At 66.7% G+C, this 15,554-nt stretch carries 15 protein-coding genes, 1 other RNA gene and 1 pseudogene; 12 read left to right on the top strand and 5 right to left on the bottom strand.

Annotated features, from left to right (window positions below; genetic code table 11):
• Positions 1-28: 28 nt before the first annotated feature.
• The gene (locus ACKY0X_RS15535; protein WP_409426762.1) at positions 29-811 is read right to left on the bottom strand and encodes a crotonase/enoyl-CoA hydratase family protein; all 783 of its coding nucleotides are present in this window, start codon (positions 809-811) and stop codon (positions 29-31) included.
• A gap of 77 nt (positions 812-888) precedes the next feature.
• On the opposite strand from ACKY0X_RS15535, the gene ACKY0X_RS15530 reads away from it, so the two are divergent.
• Positions 889-1,488 (top strand): TetR/AcrR family transcriptional regulator, encoded by a 600-nt coding sequence (locus ACKY0X_RS15530; RefSeq protein WP_409426761.1) that lies wholly within the window; start codon positions 889-891, stop codon positions 1,486-1,488.
• A gap of 73 nt (positions 1,489-1,561) precedes the next feature.
• Here the strand turns inward: ACKY0X_RS15530 and ACKY0X_RS15525 are convergent, their stop codons facing one another.
• From ACKY0X_RS15525 to hisN, 3 genes are all read right to left on the bottom strand, one after another.
• A complete protein-coding gene (locus ACKY0X_RS15525; RefSeq protein WP_046284557.1) occupies positions 1,562-2,770 on the bottom strand; it encodes an acyl-CoA dehydrogenase family protein in 1,209 nt (402 codons plus the stop codon).
• Positions 2,771-2,819: 49 nt separating this feature from the next.
• On the bottom strand, positions 2,820-4,223 hold the full coding sequence (locus ACKY0X_RS15520) for an acyl-CoA dehydrogenase family protein (protein ID WP_046284558.1): 1,404 nt from the start codon (positions 4,221-4,223) through the stop codon (positions 2,820-2,822).
• 109 nt (positions 4,224-4,332) lie between these two features.
• A complete protein-coding gene (gene hisN, locus ACKY0X_RS15515) occupies positions 4,333-5,145 on the bottom strand; it encodes a histidinol-phosphatase (RefSeq protein WP_409426760.1) in 813 nt (270 codons plus the stop codon).
• A 23-nt stretch (positions 5,146-5,168) separates the two neighbouring features.
• On the opposite strand from hisN, the gene ACKY0X_RS15510 reads away from it, so the two are divergent.
• Positions 5,169-5,492 (top strand): hypothetical protein, encoded by a 324-nt coding sequence (locus tag ACKY0X_RS15510; protein WP_409426759.1) that lies wholly within the window; start codon positions 5,169-5,171, stop codon positions 5,490-5,492.
• 763 nt (positions 5,493-6,255) lie between these two features.
• Entirely contained in the window at positions 6,256-6,975 is a 720-nt protein-coding gene (locus ACKY0X_RS15505; protein WP_409426758.1) for a DUF4396 domain-containing protein, read from the top strand.
• A 90-nt stretch (positions 6,976-7,065) separates the two neighbouring features.
• On the opposite strand, the pseudogene ACKY0X_RS15500 reads toward ACKY0X_RS15505, so the two are convergent.
• Positions 7,066-8,436 (bottom strand): annotated as a pseudogene (locus ACKY0X_RS15500) (FAD-dependent oxidoreductase); the annotation flags it as partial.
• 97 nt (positions 8,437-8,533) lie between these two features.
• Between ACKY0X_RS15500 and prfB the strand changes: the two are divergent.
• The 9 genes from prfB to ACKY0X_RS15455 all read left to right on the top strand — a co-directional run bounded on the left by prfB (position 8,534) and on the right by ACKY0X_RS15455 (position 15,542).
• Positions 8,534-9,649 carry a peptide chain release factor 2 gene (gene prfB / locus ACKY0X_RS15495; RefSeq protein WP_046284561.1) on the top strand — a complete coding sequence of 372 codons (1,116 nt, stop codon included), beginning with the start codon at positions 8,534-8,536 and terminating at the stop codon, positions 9,647-9,649.
• A gap of 4 nt (positions 9,650-9,653) precedes the next feature.
• Positions 9,654-10,556 (top strand): mechanosensitive ion channel family protein, encoded by a 903-nt coding sequence (locus ACKY0X_RS15490; protein ID WP_046284562.1) that lies wholly within the window; start codon positions 9,654-9,656, stop codon positions 10,554-10,556.
• Between the two features lie 8 nt (positions 10,557-10,564).
• A complete protein-coding gene (locus ACKY0X_RS15485) occupies positions 10,565-11,101 on the top strand; it encodes a hypothetical protein (RefSeq protein WP_409429652.1) in 537 nt (178 codons plus the stop codon).
• Between the two features lie 13 nt (positions 11,102-11,114).
• Complete coding sequence (gene ftsE / locus ACKY0X_RS15480; RefSeq protein WP_046284564.1) at positions 11,115-11,804, top strand: cell division ATP-binding protein FtsE; 690 nt, start codon at positions 11,115-11,117, stop codon at positions 11,802-11,804.
• 1 nt (position 11,805) lies between these two features.
• The gene (gene ftsX, locus ACKY0X_RS15475; RefSeq protein WP_409426757.1) at positions 11,806-12,699 is read left to right on the top strand and encodes a permease-like cell division protein FtsX; all 894 of its coding nucleotides are present in this window, start codon (positions 11,806-11,808) and stop codon (positions 12,697-12,699) included.
• Positions 12,700-12,701: 2 nt separating this feature from the next.
• Entirely contained in the window at positions 12,702-13,202 is a 501-nt protein-coding gene (gene smpB / locus ACKY0X_RS15470) for an SsrA-binding protein SmpB (protein WP_024442487.1), read from the top strand.
• A complete protein-coding gene (locus ACKY0X_RS15465) occupies positions 13,199-14,044 on the top strand; it encodes an EamA family transporter (RefSeq protein WP_409426756.1) in 846 nt (281 codons plus the stop codon). Before smpB ends, ACKY0X_RS15465 begins: the two co-directional genes overlap by 4 nt.
• Before the next feature lie 97 nt (positions 14,045-14,141).
• Positions 14,142-14,529: a transfer-messenger RNA gene (ssrA, locus tag ACKY0X_RS15460) on the top strand.
• Positions 14,530-14,756: 227 nt separating this feature from the next.
• Positions 14,757-15,542: an SDR family NAD(P)-dependent oxidoreductase gene (locus ACKY0X_RS15455; protein WP_409426755.1), complete on the top strand. Its 786-nt coding sequence runs from the start codon at positions 14,757-14,759 to the stop codon at positions 15,540-15,542.
• The last annotated feature ends 12 nt before the right edge of the window (positions 15,543-15,554 follow it).

The following is a 15,554-nucleotide window of genomic DNA, read 5'->3' as shown; positions in this document are numbered from 1 at the left end:
TGGTCCCGGGCAAGAGCCCCTCGTGAAGTCAGCGGCCGACGAACTCCGCGGTGCTGCGGGTCAGGAACGCCTGCACCCCGATGGCGGCGTCCTCGCTGGCGAACAGCTTCTGCACGGTAGGCACCAGGGCAGCCTCGGCCGCGGCGTCGCCGTCGCGCACCGCCTGGCGGGCGCTGCGCAGGGTGGCCTGCACGCCCAGCGGCGCCTGCCGGGCGATGGTATGGGCGATCTCGATGGCGCGGGTCAACTGCTCGCCGTCGGCCACCACCTCCTGCACGATGCCGATGCGATGGGCCTCGCGGGCATCGAAGGTGTCGGCCGTCAGGATCCACCGCATGGCGTTACCCCAGCCGGCCGCCCGAGGGAACCGGATCGTGGCCCCGCCGAAGGGGTATATGCCACGGGCGATTTCCAGTTGTGCGAAGGTGGCCGATTCGGCGGCGACGGCGATGTCGCCGGCCAGCATCAGCTCGATTCCCAGTGTCAGCACCTTGCCGTGCACGGCGGTGACGACCGGTTTGGACAGTTGCCGGCCGTCGACCTGCCACGGGTTGATGCCGCCGTCGGGAACGTGCGAGACGTTGTTGGCGATGTCGCCGGCGACGCTGGCTAGATCCAGGCCGGCGGTGAACATCGGCCCCTCGCCGTAGAGCACGGCGGCGCGCAGGCTGTCGTCGGCGTCGAATTCCCCGTAGGCGGAGGCTAGTTCACGCAGCATTGCGGAGTTGAACGCGTTGCGTTTGTCGGGCCGGTTGAGGCCGATGATCTGCACATGCCCGTCGCGGCGGACGGTCAGGTTTTCGTAGCTCACTCGTGTCCTCCCTGAACGCTGGGGTGCGTGCGCTAGACTAAATCGTCTAGACTAGATCGTCAAGAGTGGAGGATTCGATGGCGGCTCCGGCAAAAGCGCTGACGCACAAGGAGCGACTGCTTCGCCAGGGCATGAGGTCGTTTTATGCGTCCGGGTTTCACGGCACCACTGTCGACGCCATCTTGGCCGCCTCCGGGGTGCCGAAGGGCTCCTTCTATCACCACTTCGGTTCCAAGGACGCGTTCGGCCTGGCGGTGCTGGATCGCTACATGCACATGCAGCTAGACGCGCTGGCCACCTGGTCCGACGATGAATCTCTCAGTACCACTGAGAAACTCACCGGCTACTTCGCCGAACTCACCCAAGCGTTCGTGCGGTCGGGCTTCCAGCGTGCTTGCCTGGCCGGCAAGTTCTCCACCGAGCTAGCGGCCGACTCCGAGCCGTTCCGGGCGTCCCTCGGTGCCGCGCTGGACGGTTGGCATGGCGCCCTGAGGGCGCTGATGCGGGCCGGTCAGGAACGCGGCGACGTGCGCGACGACCGTTCCGCCGACGAGCTTGCGCATGGCGTGCTGGCGCTGATTCAGGGTGCGTTCGTCATTGCGCTGTCGGCGCGCGACACCCGGGCGCTCGAGGCCGTCAGCGCCAGCTTCGGGCCTTTGATTCAACCGCCGGCGTAGGGCGCGAGCAGACACGAAGGCCCCCATTTCAGCGCGGAATTGGGGGCTTTCGCGACTGCTCGGCGAAGGAACGCTACTTCAGCTCGGCCGACGACAGGCCCAGCAGCCGGCGGGCCACCACCAGCAGCTGGATCTGCTGGGTGCCCTCGAAGATGTCGAGGATCTTCGAGTCGCGGCTCCACTTCTCCAGCAGCATCTGCTCGGAGTAGCCCAGGGTGCCGGCCATTTCGACCGCCTTGAGGGTGATGTCGCTGGCGACCCGGCCGGCCTTGGCCTTGCCCATCGACGCCTCTTTGGAGTTGGGGATGCTGTTGTCGGCCTGCCACGCCGAGCGCAGCGTCAGCAGGTTAGCCGACTCCCAGTCAGCCTCCATCCGCAGGAACTCCGCGGCCGGCGCGCTCTGAGCGTGTGCCGGCTTGTCGTAGGAGATCTCGATGCCGGCGGCGGTCAGCATCTTGCGCAGCTCTTCGAGCGCGGCCCGCGCGACACCGACGGCCATGGCGGCCACGATCGGGCGGGTGTTGTCGAAGGTCTCCATGACCCCGGAGAAGCTCTTCTCGGTGTTGATCTCCGGGCTGCCCAGCAGGTTGTCCTTGGGTATGCGGGCATTGTCGAACCGGATCACCGCGGTGTCGGAGGCCTTGATGCCGAGCTTGTGCTCCAGGCGCTCGACGATGACACCGGGGTGCTCGCGGGGCACGATGAACGATTTGATCGCCGCCCGCCCCAGCGCCTTGTCCAGCGTCGCCCACACCACGATGTGGGTGCAGCGTGATCCGGCGGTGACGAAGATCTTCTCGCCGTTGATCACGTACTCGTCGCCGTCGAGGGTGGCCGTCGTGGTCACCGCGGCCGAGTCGGAGCCGAAGCTCGGCTCGGTGATGGCCATTGCGGCCCACACCTTGCCCAGCCGGGCGAGCTGCTCATCGGTGGCCACGCCGGAGATCGCCGCGTTGCCGAGGCCCTGGTACGGCACCGACAGCATCAAAGCGACATCACCCCAACTCATCTCGAGCACCTGCAGCATTGCCGCCATGTTGGCCGCGTTGCGGTTACCGGTCTGCTCGCCGGCGTCGCGGAAGGCCTCGGCGCCGGCCATCGCGTTGCCGCCGGCCCCGGAGACCCCGTCGAACAGGGTTTCCAGGGTGTCCAGCTCGACCGGGTAGGCGTGCTCGCGCGCGTCGTACTTGCGCGAGATGGGGCGCAGCATTTCGGCGGCCCCGGCATGGGTCATCTCAATGACTTCCTGCAGCTTGCGGGGCAGTTCCAGATTGATTGCCATGATCAGACTTTCGTGTTCGCAGCGGAGTTTGCTTGATGTCTTGGATGACTCAGATGACCAGGACGCCCTCGGCGACACCGAGTGCCCGCAGATCGCGGTACCAGCGCTCGACCGGGTGTTCCTTGGTGTAGCCGTGGCCGCCGAGTAGCTGCACCCCGTCCAGACCGATCTGCATGCCCTTGTCGGTTGCGATCCGCTTGGCCAGCGCGGCCTCCCGGATGAAGGGCAGGCCCTGCTCGCAGCGCGAGGCGCCGCGCCAGGTCAGCAGCCGCAGGCCATCGAGCTCGATGGCGATGTTGGCGCACATGAACGCCACCGACTGGCGGTTGGCGATCGGCTCGCCGAACGCCTCGCGCTCCTTGATGTAGGGCATCACGTGGTCGAGCACCGCGTGGCTGGTGCCGACCGCCAGCGCCGCCCAGCCCAGCCGGGACAGCGCGATGGCCTGCGAGTAGTCGGAATCGGTCGCGGCTTCCTCGCCGAGGCGGGCGCTCAGCGGCACCGAAACCTGGTTCAGCTCGAGCTGGCCCAGGGCGGCGGCGCGCAGACCCATGCTGGGGTCGGCCTTCACCGTCAGGCCCGGCGTCGAGGACTCGACGATGAACAGCGCGGGCTTGCCGTTGAGCTGGGCGGCCACGATGAACAGCTCAGCGTCGGCGGCGGCCACCACCAACGACTTCACGCCGTCGAGCCGGTAGCCGCTGGGCGTGCGCACCGCGGTCGTCTTGAGGTTGGTCGGGTCGAACAACGGCTGCGGCTCGACGATCGCGACACAGGCCTGGGGGACCTTCTCGCCGGCGAACTCGGGCAGGTAGGTGGCCTGCTGGTCCGCGCTGCCCCAGTGGGTCAACGCCGAAGCCACCCCGCCGGGGGCCAGGATCGGCAGCGCCAGGCCCATGTCGCCGTAGCCCAGCGCCTCGGCGACCAGCACGTTGGTGACCGCGGAACGGTGTGCGGCGATCCCGTCGAAGTCCTCCGGGATGTTGATCGCGGTGATGCCCAACTCGGCGGCCTTGCCGAGCAGCTCGCGCGGGTAGTCGAGGGCTTCGTCGGCGTCGTGGGCGGCCGGGCGCAGCAGCTCGGCCGCGAATTCCTCGACCGTGTCGATGATCATCTGCTGGTCATCATCGGGGGTCAGGTCGAAGTAGTCGCCACCTTTGCTGCGGGCGGGGGCGCTGAGCCGCGCCGGGGCCTTGCCCAGGCCCTGGACCTTCTTGAACTGGCGGGTGGAGGCTCCGGCGACGGAGAACACCGTCTTGACGCCGTAGTTCAGCCCTCGGTTGAGCGGTTGCCGCAATCCGTAGCGGTCCAGAAAGTCCTGGCTGACCAGTGGCGTGACGAACGACAGTGCGGCCGCGATCGGGCTGCGCTTGTGCGGAACCGACCCGACGCCGCTGGCGCGGCTGTTGAGCCGGACCTTTGAGCCGTTGGTGGCGGGGGCGATATCAGTCATGTCAGAGCCTCACTCGATGGAAGGTATCGATGAGGCCACCTTACTCCGAAGTAAGATGACTCAGAAGTAAGGTGTGACCAAGTCGTCACCGGCCCCGCCGGGCGTCCGCTTACTCCGGCGTCAACGCCGCCAGCACCTGCCGGTGCAGGGCGGGGTTGGCGGCCACGGCGCAGTTGCCGTGCGGGCCCGGGTTACCGGACAGGTCGGTGAACACCCCGCCCGCTTCGCGCACCAGGATGTCGACGGCGGCCAGATCCCAGACCGACACCGCCGGCTCGATGGCGGCGTCCACAGCGCCCTCGGCGACCAAGCAGTACGCCCAGAAGTCGCCGTAGGACCGTGCCCGCCACACCGCCTCGGTCAACCCGAGGAACTGCTCCCGCAGCCCGCGCGCGGCCCAGTAGTTCAGCCCGGCGAACGTCAGGCTGGACGAACCCACGTCGGCCACCGAGGACACCGACAGCGGTCGGGCCGGCGCGCCGGCGTGCGACCCGAACGCGCCCTGGCCGCGCGTCGCCCACCAGCGCCGGTGCAACGCCGGGGCGCTGACCACCCCGAGGATCGGCACGCCGTCCTCGAGCAACGCGATCAGGGTGGCCCACACCGGCACCCCGCGTACGAAGTTCTTAGTGCCGTCGATCGGGTCGATGATCCATTGGCGCCCAGTGAAAGTGGCGGTGCCACCGAATTCCTCGCCGAGGATCTGGTCGTCGGCACGCTCGGCGACCAGCACTTCGCGCAGTGCGGTTTCGACCGCCTGGTCGGCGTCGGTTACCGGGGTCAGGTCGGGCTTGGTGTCGACCCGCAGGTCGAGTGCGCCGAACCGCGCCAGCGTGATTTCGTCCGCCCGGTCGGCCAGAGCCAGGGCCAGTGTGAGGTCTTCGTGAAGCTGCGAGTCGAGATTGTCGTTGATCTGCGCCATGGCGAAAGTCCTACCATGGCCGCATGTGGGAGTTCGGGGCACTGCTGTTGCTGTTGGCGGTTCTGGCGGTGTTCCTCGCGCCGCGGTTCCTGCGCTCGGGGCCGGGTGCGGGCGCCCAGGACGGCACCGTCCTGGTCACCGGCGTCAGCCCGCGGCCCGAGGCGACCGGCGCGCAATACGTCACCATCACCGGTGTCCTGCATGGACCCACGGTCGATGAGCACGAGGTCTACCAGCGCTACGCGATCGACGTCAGCAAATGGCCGAGCGTGGGTGACCTGCTGCCGGTGCGGTATTCACCGCGCAATCCGGACAACTGGAATCTGAGCGGGCCGACAGGAGACTGACGTCGGCGACCACTAACCGCGGTGGCCGAGGCGACAGTGGCGGCGGCGTGGGCTACCTTGGTAGCGCTATGCGCCATCGGAAGATGCATTTGCATCCCGCACTGCGACACATCATCGGTGTCGCAGTAGCTGTTTCATGGCTTCTCGGTGTTGTTTCATGCTGTCATGCGGCGCAGTCAGGGACCGAGATCCCCGGAACGCCTTCCTCGGTGATCAGTGCGGTCGGCTACGCCTCCGATCATGCGGTCGCTACTGCAGGACACGGTGCCACGCTGACCCATTTGTGTGCTCATAAGTGCGCTGATCTGGGTGCTGCCGTATTACAGGCATGCCAAGCGGCCGGTTTTGTCGCGCTGTTGGTCATCGTCGCGGTGGCGGCGATGGTCGCCCCGTTCGCCGGGCCGGTGATGGCTGGGACACGGGATCCCCCGCTTCCTGTTAGAGCTGTCAACGATTACCTGGGCCGAAACATCTTGGCCCGCATCTGCATCTGTCGTTGCTGATAGGTCAGCGCTAGAGCGGTGCACTTCGGTGCGCCCGCCGACTCTGGCGCTGTGCCTATTCACTTTCCTTTGCCGCGCACTGTTCGCGGCTGACGATGCAGAAACGAGAACCACATGAACATTGCGCGGTACATTCTTGCGCCCAAATCCAGGCCGAAGGCCGTGACCATCGGAGCTGGGGGTAGCGGGCTGCCTTCACTAACCGTGCTTGCCCGGCGAGGCCGGCAAGCCACACGCCTTGTCGCCGTAGAGGTCATGGCATGAGGTACCCCGAGCACGCCGGAATGACGGGGATGGCCGACATGGCGGGGCCGCCGACCTGGGTGACGGTGACCGGTTGGTTGGTCACCGTCGTCGGCGCACTCATTGCGTTGGTCATCCTCGCCGACATCTACCTGCGCCGGTATCGGCAACCGATACCGGCGATGGGCGCCGTCTGGGCCATCACCGCGATCTATGCGGGTCCGCTGGCGCTGTGGGCCTACTGCAGATGGGGACGGCCGTCCACGCCACGATGGCAGGAGCAACATGGACGCCGCCCGAAGTTGGGGCGGCCGGCCACCGTGGCGCTCCACACCATCCCTGGCGGCGTGGCCTCCTTCATCGGCCACGGTCTAGCGGTGCCCATAGTCATGGGTGCCGGCATAACCATTGCCGGTAGGGCCGTGTGGCCGATGGTCCTGCTGATCGCCGTTTTCGCGCTGCCGCTGCTGACCGCCTTCGAATACCACGTCCTGGCGCATTCCGCGGGCGACCAAACGGTGCGCAGGCGGTTGTGGAAGGCCGTGCGGATCTCGGTGCCGGCGGTCCTCGCGTTCGACGTCGGCATGGGTGCCGTCATGATGCTGGTGGCCTTCGTGTTGCACTACGGCCACGCGACGATGGCGTTCTGGCTGCTCATGTGGGTCGGAATGTGGTTGGGCTTCCTTACCGCATATCCGATCGTGTGGCGGATGACCGTGGCCGAATCCAACCGGTAACTACCGCGAGTGTGACTCCGGCACTGGCACTGTGCAGCACGTCAGGTCGCCGGAGTCACACTCGGGACACTGCTCGTCCGAACTCAGGCCATGCCCGATCCGCAGCATCTCGGCGACGTTTGCCAGCTTGACCCGGGGCCGGCCGTGCGGCTCACCGGTGGAGCGCTCGTGGGCGTCGATCAGCTGCCAGTGCTCGGCGGTGACCAGTTCCGGTTGGCGCGACAGCAACCACCGGTGCAGTTGGGCTTCGTAGTCGTCGTCGACGTCGGGAAGCCCGGTTTGCCCTGCCCGGGCGGCCAGATCGGCGGCAAGGGTGTCGACGGTGGCCTGCGAGTCGCTCTTGTTGGAACCGATCACCCCGGATGGCCCACGCTTGATCCATCCGACCACGTACTGATTGCTGGTGCCTTCGATGCGGCCGTCGGTGTGCGGAATGGTGCAGCTGCGTTCGTCGAACGGCAGTCCCGGCATCGGCACGCCGCGATATCCGACCGAGCGCACCACCAACTGGGCCGGCAGAACCTCGCGCTCACCGGTGTCGTTGGCGCTGACCCGACCGTTCTCGTCGGTCGTCAGCTCGTTGCGTCCCAGCACGATTTCCTCGACCCGGCCGTCGCCGCGAATCTCGATCGGAGATGTACAGAACCGGAACACGATCCGGCGATGGCCCGGGCGCAAATCACGTCCGACATAGGTGCGCAGCACCTTGACGTTCTGCTTGGGATGCTTGGCGGCCGCCTCGATGTCTTCGTCGGTGATGCCGGCGAACTCAGCGGCGTCGATCACCACGTCGACATCGTCGAGACCCTTGAGATCGCCGAGTTCGCGTAGCTCCGGGCTGGTGAAGGTGGCCTGCAGCGGGCCGCGCCGACCGATGATCACCACCTCTTCGATGCCGCGCGGACCCAGCCGGTCCAGCGCGTGGTCGGCGATATCGGTGCGGCGCAGCTCGTCAGGCTGGCTGACCAGGATGCGGGCCACATCCAGGGCCACGTTGCCGTTGCCTACCACGATGGCGCGCTTGCAGGTCAGATCCGGTGCATGGTCGGTGAAGTGCGGGTGGGCGTTGTACCAGCCGACGAAGTCCACCGCGGCGACGCTGCCGGGCAGATCTTCCCCGGGAATACCCAGCTGCCGATTCGACTGCGCGCCGATCGCGTAGATCACCGCGTCGTAGCGCTCGGCCAGTTCCTCGGGCATGACGTGCTCGCCGACGGTGACGTTGCCGTAGAACCGGAACCGAGGATCGGCTGCGGTCTTCTCGAACTGCGCACTGATCGACTTGATCTTCGGGTGATCCGGCGCCACTCCCGAGCGCACCAGGCCCCACGGCGTCGGCAGCATCTCCAGCATGTCGACGCGCACGTCGACCTCACCGCCGGCAGCCAGCTTCAGCAGCGACGCCGCAGCGAAGTAGCCGGAGGGACCGGAGCCGACGATCGCGACGTGGTAGGGCCGCATCCTCGAACCTTCTTTCGGAGTCGGAAGTCGTTCATGCACCCGCGTAACCCCGATGCTAGAGGTAGCTCGCCGACGGCCGCCGGTAACCTCGATAAACGTGGAACCAGACCGCCAGCCCGACATCGACGCCCTCAACACCACTTTGACCACGGTGGAGCGGGTGTTGGATGTCGACGGACTGCGCAGCCGTATCACCGATCTCGAACGCGACGCGTCCGACCCGAATCTGTGGGATGACCAGACGCGCGCCCAGAAGGTCACCAGCGAGCTGTCACACGCGCAGGCCGAGCTGCGCCGGGTAGAGGAGCTGCGCCAACGCGTCGACGACCTCCCGGTGCTCTACGAGTTGGCGGCCGAAGAAACCGGCGCCAGCCAGACTGAAGCGGTCGCCGATGCCGACGCTGAACTGGCCAAGCTCCGCGAGGACATCGACGCCATGGAAGTGCGCACCCTGCTCTCGGGTGAGTACGACGAGCGCGAGGCGCTGGTCACGATCCGCTCCGGTGCGGGCGGCGTGGACGCCGCGGACTGGGCCGAGATGTTGATGCGGATGTACATCCGCTGGGCCGAGCAGCACAAATACGGCGTCGAGGTTTTCGACACCTCCTACGCCGAAGAGGCCGGGATCAAGAGCGCCACGTTCGCGGTGCACGCGCCCTTCGCCTACGGCACCCTCTCGGTGGAGCAGGGCACCCACCGGCTGGTGCGGATCAGCCCGTTCGACAACCAGGGGCGCCGGCAGACGTCGTTCGCCGAGGTCGAGGTGCTGCCAGTGGTGGAGACCACCGATCACATCGACATCCCCGAGGGCGATGTCCGGGTCGACGTGTACCGCTCCAGCGGGCCGGGCGGGCAGTCGGTGAACACCACCGACTCCGCGGTGCGGCTCACCCACATCCCCACCGGGATCGTCGTCACCTGCCAGAACGAAAAGTCGCAGCTGCAGAACAAGGTTTCGGCGATGCGGGTGCTGCAGGCCAAGCTGATGGAACGCAAGCGGTCCGAGGAGCGAGCCGAGATGGACGCGCTCAAGGGCGACGGCGGCAGTTCGTGGGGCAACCAGATGCGCTCCTACGTGCTGCACCCGTACCAGATGGTCAAGGACCTGCGCACCGAATACGAAGTGGGCAACCCGGCCGCAGTGCTCGACGGTGACATCGACGGATTCCTCGAGGCCGGAATCCGCTGGCGCAACAGGCCCGAAGGCGACTGAGCGCATGGTCTTGGCCTTCTCCCCGGGACAGCGCTGGCATGACTTGTGGCGCGGTCAGATCGGCGAGTGGGTCATCACCAAGGGCTTGCGGATCGTCCTGCTGCTGATCGGGGCAGCACTGGCATCGCGGTTCATCACCTGGGCGGCACGTCGCGTCACTCGGCGGCTGGAGCGAGGCTTCCAAGCCAGCGACGCCCTGGTGCGTTCCGAAGCCTCCAAGCACCGTCAGGCTGTCGCCTCGGTGATCTCGTGGGTCTCGGTGGTGCTGCTGTGCGTGATGGTCGCCGTTCAGATCACCAGCATCCTCGATATTCCGGTCGGCTCTCTGGTGGGGCCGGCCGCGGTGCTAGGTGGCGCGATCGGTTTCGGCGCCCAAAAGCTGGTGCAGGACCTGCTGAGCGGATTCTTCATCATTACCGAAAAGCAGTACGGCTTCGGCGATCTGGTGCAGCTGTCGATGGCGGGCGCGCCGACCGAGGCGCTCGGGACCGTCGAGGAGGTCACGCTGCGGGTGACGAAGCTGCGCACCCCCAACGGCGAGGTCTACAACGTGCCGAACGGCAACATCGTCCGGTCGTTGAACCTGTCCAAGGACTGGGCGCGCGCCGTCGTCGACATCCCGGTGCCGACCAGCGCCGACTTGACCCGGGTCAACGAGGTGCTGCACCAGGTGTGTGAGAACGCCCGCGAGGCCGACGCCCCGCTGCGGGATCTGCTGTTGGACCAGCCGTCGATCATGGGGGTGGAGAGCATCGAGCTCGGTGTCGTCAACCTGCGGATGGTGGCCCGCACCCTGCCCGGCAAGCAATTCGAGGTGGGACGCCGGCTGCGCATCCAGGTGGTGCGGGCACTGGCGTCGGCCGGCGTGGTTACCGCCGGTGATGTGAAGCCGGTGGAGACGCTGTGAAACTCAGCATCAGAAAGCCCGATGACGCCCCGGCGAAGGCAGAGCCGGCGGACACCAAGCGATGGAAACTGCCGGCGCACTTGTTCGGCGGCCGGGTCCGCACCTCGACGGTGGCGCTGATCATCGCCTTTGTGGCGGTGTGGTGGGTCTACGACACCTACCGGGAGGAGCCGACGCCGCCGCCGGCCCCGCAGGTGGTGCCGCCAGGATTTATCCCCGATCCGGCCTATACCTGGGTGCCGCGCACCAAGCTGCAACAGCCGCCGGTGACCATCACCGAGACCGTCACACCCACACCGACCACCACCGAGCCCCCCGCCCCGCCGGAGCCGCCACCAGGCGAACCGCCGACCCCGACCCCGGTGCCGGGATTCCCGTTCTGCCCGCCGCTGTGTCCGCCGCCGGCCCCGGCTCCGCCGGAGGAACCCGGACCGATCCCACCGGCGCCCGAGCCGCCCGCTACGGCACCACCGGATGCTCGCCAGCCCGTTCCTGGGCCGCCTACACCCGCGTCCCCGCCCGGTCCGGGCGCCTCGCACGGTTAAACTGCGTGCCGTGATGATCACGCTCGACCATGTCACCAAGCAGTACAAATCGTCGGCCCGTCCGGCCCTGGACAATGTCAACGTCAAGATCGACAAGGGCGAGTTCGTATTCCTGATCGGCCCGTCCGGCTCGGGCAAGTCGACGTTCATGCGGCTGCTGCTGGCCGAGGAGACGCCCACGTCGGGTGACATTCAGGTGTCGAAGTTTCATGTCAACAAGCTGGCCGGTCGCCACATCCCCAGCCTGCGGCAGGTGCTCGGATGCGTGTTCCAGGACTTCCGGTTGCTGCAGCAGAAGACCGTGTTCGAGAATGTCGCGTTCGCCCTCGAGGTGATCGGCAAGAAGCCGGAGATGATCAACCGGGTGGTCCCCGAGGTTCTGGAGATGGTCGGGTTGTCCGGCAAAGCGAACCGGCTGCCGGGCGAGCTGTCCGGTGGTGAGCAACAGCGGGTGGCGATCGCCCGGGCCTTCGTCAACCGGCCCCTCGTGCTGCTGGCCGACGAGCCGACCGGAAACCTGGACCCGGAGACGAGTGAGGACATCATGGACCTGCTGGAGCGGATCAACCGCACCGGAACCACGGTGCTGATGGCGACCCACGACCACCACATCGTCGACTCGATGCGCCAGCGCGTCGTCGAACTATCACTGGGACGGCTGGTGCGCGACGAACAGCGCGGTGTCTACGGAATGGACCGCTGACGTGCGCTTTGGATTCCTGTTCAACGAGGTCCTGACCGGCCTGCGTCGCAACGTCACCATGACGGTGGCGATGATTCTCACCACGGCCATCTCGATCGGACTGTTCGGCGGTGGTCTGCTGGTGGTGCGCCTGGCCGACCAGTCCCGCAGCATCTACCTGGACCGGGTGGAGTCGCAGGTGTTCCTGAACCCCGACGTCGCCGCCGATGACCCGAACTGCGAGGGCCAGGCGTGTAAGGCGCTGCGTGAACAGATCGAGACTCGCGATGACGTGAAGTCGGTGCGCTACCTCAATTCTGATGACGCGTATGCCGACGCCATCCGCAAGTTCCCCGAGTTCAAGGACGTGGCGAGCAAGGACTCCTTCCCGGCGTCGTTCATCGTCAAGCTGGAGAATCCGGAGCAGAGCAAGGATTTCGACGCCGCGATGCAGGGCCAGCCGGGCGTGCTCAGCGTGCTCAACCAGAAGAAGTTGATCGACCGGCTGTTCGCCGTTCTCGACGGCCTGAGCAGTGCTGCGTTCGCGGTCGCCCTGGTGCAGGCGGTGGGGGCGGTGCTGTTGATCGCCAACATGGTTCAGGTCGCCGCCTACACGCGGCGCACTGAGGTCTCGATCATGCGACTGGTGGGTGCCAGTCGCTGGTATACCCAGCTGCCGTTCTTGGTGGAGGCGGTGCTGGCCGCGACGGTGGGCGTGATCATCGCGATCATCGGGCTCTTGGTAGTGCGAGCGGCGTTCCTCGACAATGCGCTCAGCCAGTTCTATCAAGCGCATCTGATCGCGCGGATCGACTATGCCGACATCCTCTACATCTCGCCGATCCTGCTGCTGTTGGGCGCGGCGATGGCCGGAGCGACCGCGTACGTGACGCTTCGGCTCTATGTGCGGCGGTAGCGATGGCTAAGAAAGCGGCGGACAAGGGCAGCAAGAAGAAGCCGGACAAACAGATCGTTGCGTCGAATCGCAAAGCACGCCACAACTACTCGATTCTCGACGTGTACGAGGCTGGGGTGTCGCTGGTGGGCACCGAGGTGAAGAGCCTGCGGGCCGGTCAGGCCTCATTGGTCGATGCGTTCGCTACCGTCGACGACGGCGAAGTGTGGTTGCGCAACATGCACATTCCCGAGTACCACCATGGGACCTGGACCAATCACGAGCCGCGCCGCACCCGCAAGCTGCTGTTGCATCGACGCCAGATCGACATGCTGATCGGCAAAATCCGCGACGGCAACCTCACCCTGGTGCCGTTGTCGGTGTATTTCACCGAAGGCAAGGTAAAGGTCGAATTGGCGCTGGCGCGCGGTAAGCAGGCCCACGACAAGCGGCAGGATCTCGCCAAGCGCGACGCGCAACGGGAAGTCACTCGGGCGCTGGGCCGGCGCGCCAAGGGCATGTGACCGGCGCCGTCCTAGCGCTGTTATCAGCGGCCGGCTTCGGGGTCAGCGATTTCGCTGGGGGCCTGGCCGCACGCCGCGTACCCGCACTGCGGGTGGTGTTGGTCTCTTACCCGGTGGCGCTGGTGTTGCTGGGCACTCTCGCGGTCGCGGTGGGCGGACCGATTCCCGCGGGTGCGATCGGCTGGGGCCTGGCCTCCGGTGTGGCGCTGGGGCTGGGTGGCTGGTGGTTCTACGCCGCGTTGGGTGCCGGGCCCATCTCGGTGGTGTCTCCGATTTCGGCGGTGCTGACGGCCGGGGTTCCGGTAGCGGTCGGTTTCGTCATGGGGGAGCGGCCCGGGACGGTGGCCGACGGCGGGATCGTGCTGGCGCTGTTGGCGGTGGTCCTGGTGAGCCGCCAAGCCACCGACGAAGACATCCGGCCGCACCGCTTCACCCGCAAGGTGGCCTGGCTGACCGTGGGAGCCGGCGTGGCGTTCGGGTTGGACTTCGTGTTCATCCACGAGGCGCCAGACGACTCCGGGCTGTGGCCGTTGGCGTTCGCGCGGGTGGCCGCCGCCGTGCTGGTGTTCAGTGCGGCGACCGGGGCGCGTGAATTGCGCGTGCCCACCGGCAGGCCGTTGAAGCTGGCGCTGGTGGCGGGGCTGTCGGACACCGCAGCCAATGTCGCGATGCTGCTTGCGCTGCGCGGATCGGACCTGTCGTTGGCCAGCGTGCTGATCTCGCTGTTTCCCGCGGTCACGGTGGTGCTGGCGATTGTGGTGCTGCGCGAGCGGGTCCACCGCGGACAGGTACTCGGCATGGTGCTGGCAGCGGTGGCGGTGGCGATGATCACCGCGCGGTGACGGTGCGACGCCGAAGGAATGAACGGGCGTGGGTCTGTCGTTGGAACCGCGTACCATGAAGTGTCCGCCGAGGTTCGGTGGCAATTACCCAAGACAGGGGGCTGAAAGGTTTCGACTGCGTGTGTCGAATCAAGGGAAGCGTGCCGGTGCAGGCAGGAGACCACCGTAAGCGTCGCTGTAAACAAGTAAGCGCCAAGGCACTTACGCCGGCTAAGGTCGCTCTTCAGAGCGACTTCGCCCTCGCTGCCTAAGCGAGGCGGGCCTGTCAGACCGGGAGCTCCCTCGGCCCGGACCCTGGCATCGACTAGAGGGATCCACCGATACGTCCGGTCGCGGGATGTATCGGGACACCAACAGCGACTGGGATCGTCATCTCGGCTTGTTCGCGTGACCGGGAGATCCAAGTAGAGACATAGCGAACTGCGCACGGAGAAGTCTTGAGGGAATGCCGTAGGACCCGGGTTCGATTCCCGGCAGCTCCACCGAAGCGGGACGGGCCAGGACGAAAGTCCTGGCCCGCCTCCGTTTCAGCTCAACCTCAACCGAGGCACCTGACTCTCGGTGGCGATTGCGCCGGGGACCATCCGCTCGGACTTATCCTGTTCGCGTCCCGCCCTGTGGCGAGGCCCCGATCACGATGTGGCCATCTATCGCCTTGAAAAGCTCGGCGGATAAGGAAGTAGGGGCCAGTGTTGACCGAGATGACGCGTAGATGACGGACGGCGCAGCCGACGGACTAGGACGCCTCCTGGGAAAGTCGGCAGTAATCACCGGGGCAGCCTTTGGCATCGGTCGAGCCACCGCCGCGCTCTTCGCACGCGAAGGTGCGCGCCTGGTTGTGACTGACCTTCAAGGCGAGCCGCTGCAGGCACTTGCAGCGGAACTGCGGCATGCCGGGGCGCAGGTTGAGACCGTCGTCGGCGACGTCTCGGTCCAGAATGACGCGGAACGGATGATCGGCGCGGCGGTCGACCGCTTCGGACGGCTCGATGTGCTGGTCGCCAACGCCGGCATCATCCCGCTCGGCGATGCACAGGAGGTGACCGCCACCGACTGGGACAACGTGATGGCCATCGATGGCCGCGGCATGTTCCTCACGTGCAAATTCGCAATCGAGGCAATGCTGCCAACCGGCGGTGGGGCGATCGTGTGCCTCTCGTCGATCTCCGGCCTGGCCGGGCAGAAGCGGCAGGCGGCCTACGGGCCCGCCAAGTTCATCGCCAGCGGTTTGACCAAGCACTTGGCGGTCGAGTGGGCCGACCGGGGGATCAGAGTCAACGCCGTTGCCCCCGGAACGATTCGCACCGAGCGAGTCGAACGGCTTCCGGAGGAGCCGGGTGGCTCTGAGTATTTGGCGGTGGTCGAACGCATGCATCCGATGGGCCGTATCGGCGAGCCGGCCGAAGTAGCCAGCGCCATCGTCTTCCTCGCTTCCGACGACGCCTCCTTCATCACCGGAGCTGTGCTGCCCGTCGACGGGGGGTACCTGGCGCAATAGCGGCCGGTTCAG

The sequence above is a fragment of the Mycobacterium sp. SMC-11 genome, assembly GCF_046250095.1.
Lineage (GTDB): Bacteria > Actinomycetota > Actinomycetes > Mycobacteriales > Mycobacteriaceae > Mycobacterium > Mycobacterium heraklionense_A.
The sequence above is the reverse complement of the archived record's forward strand: the minus strand, read 5'-3'. Positions and strand labels throughout refer to the sequence as shown.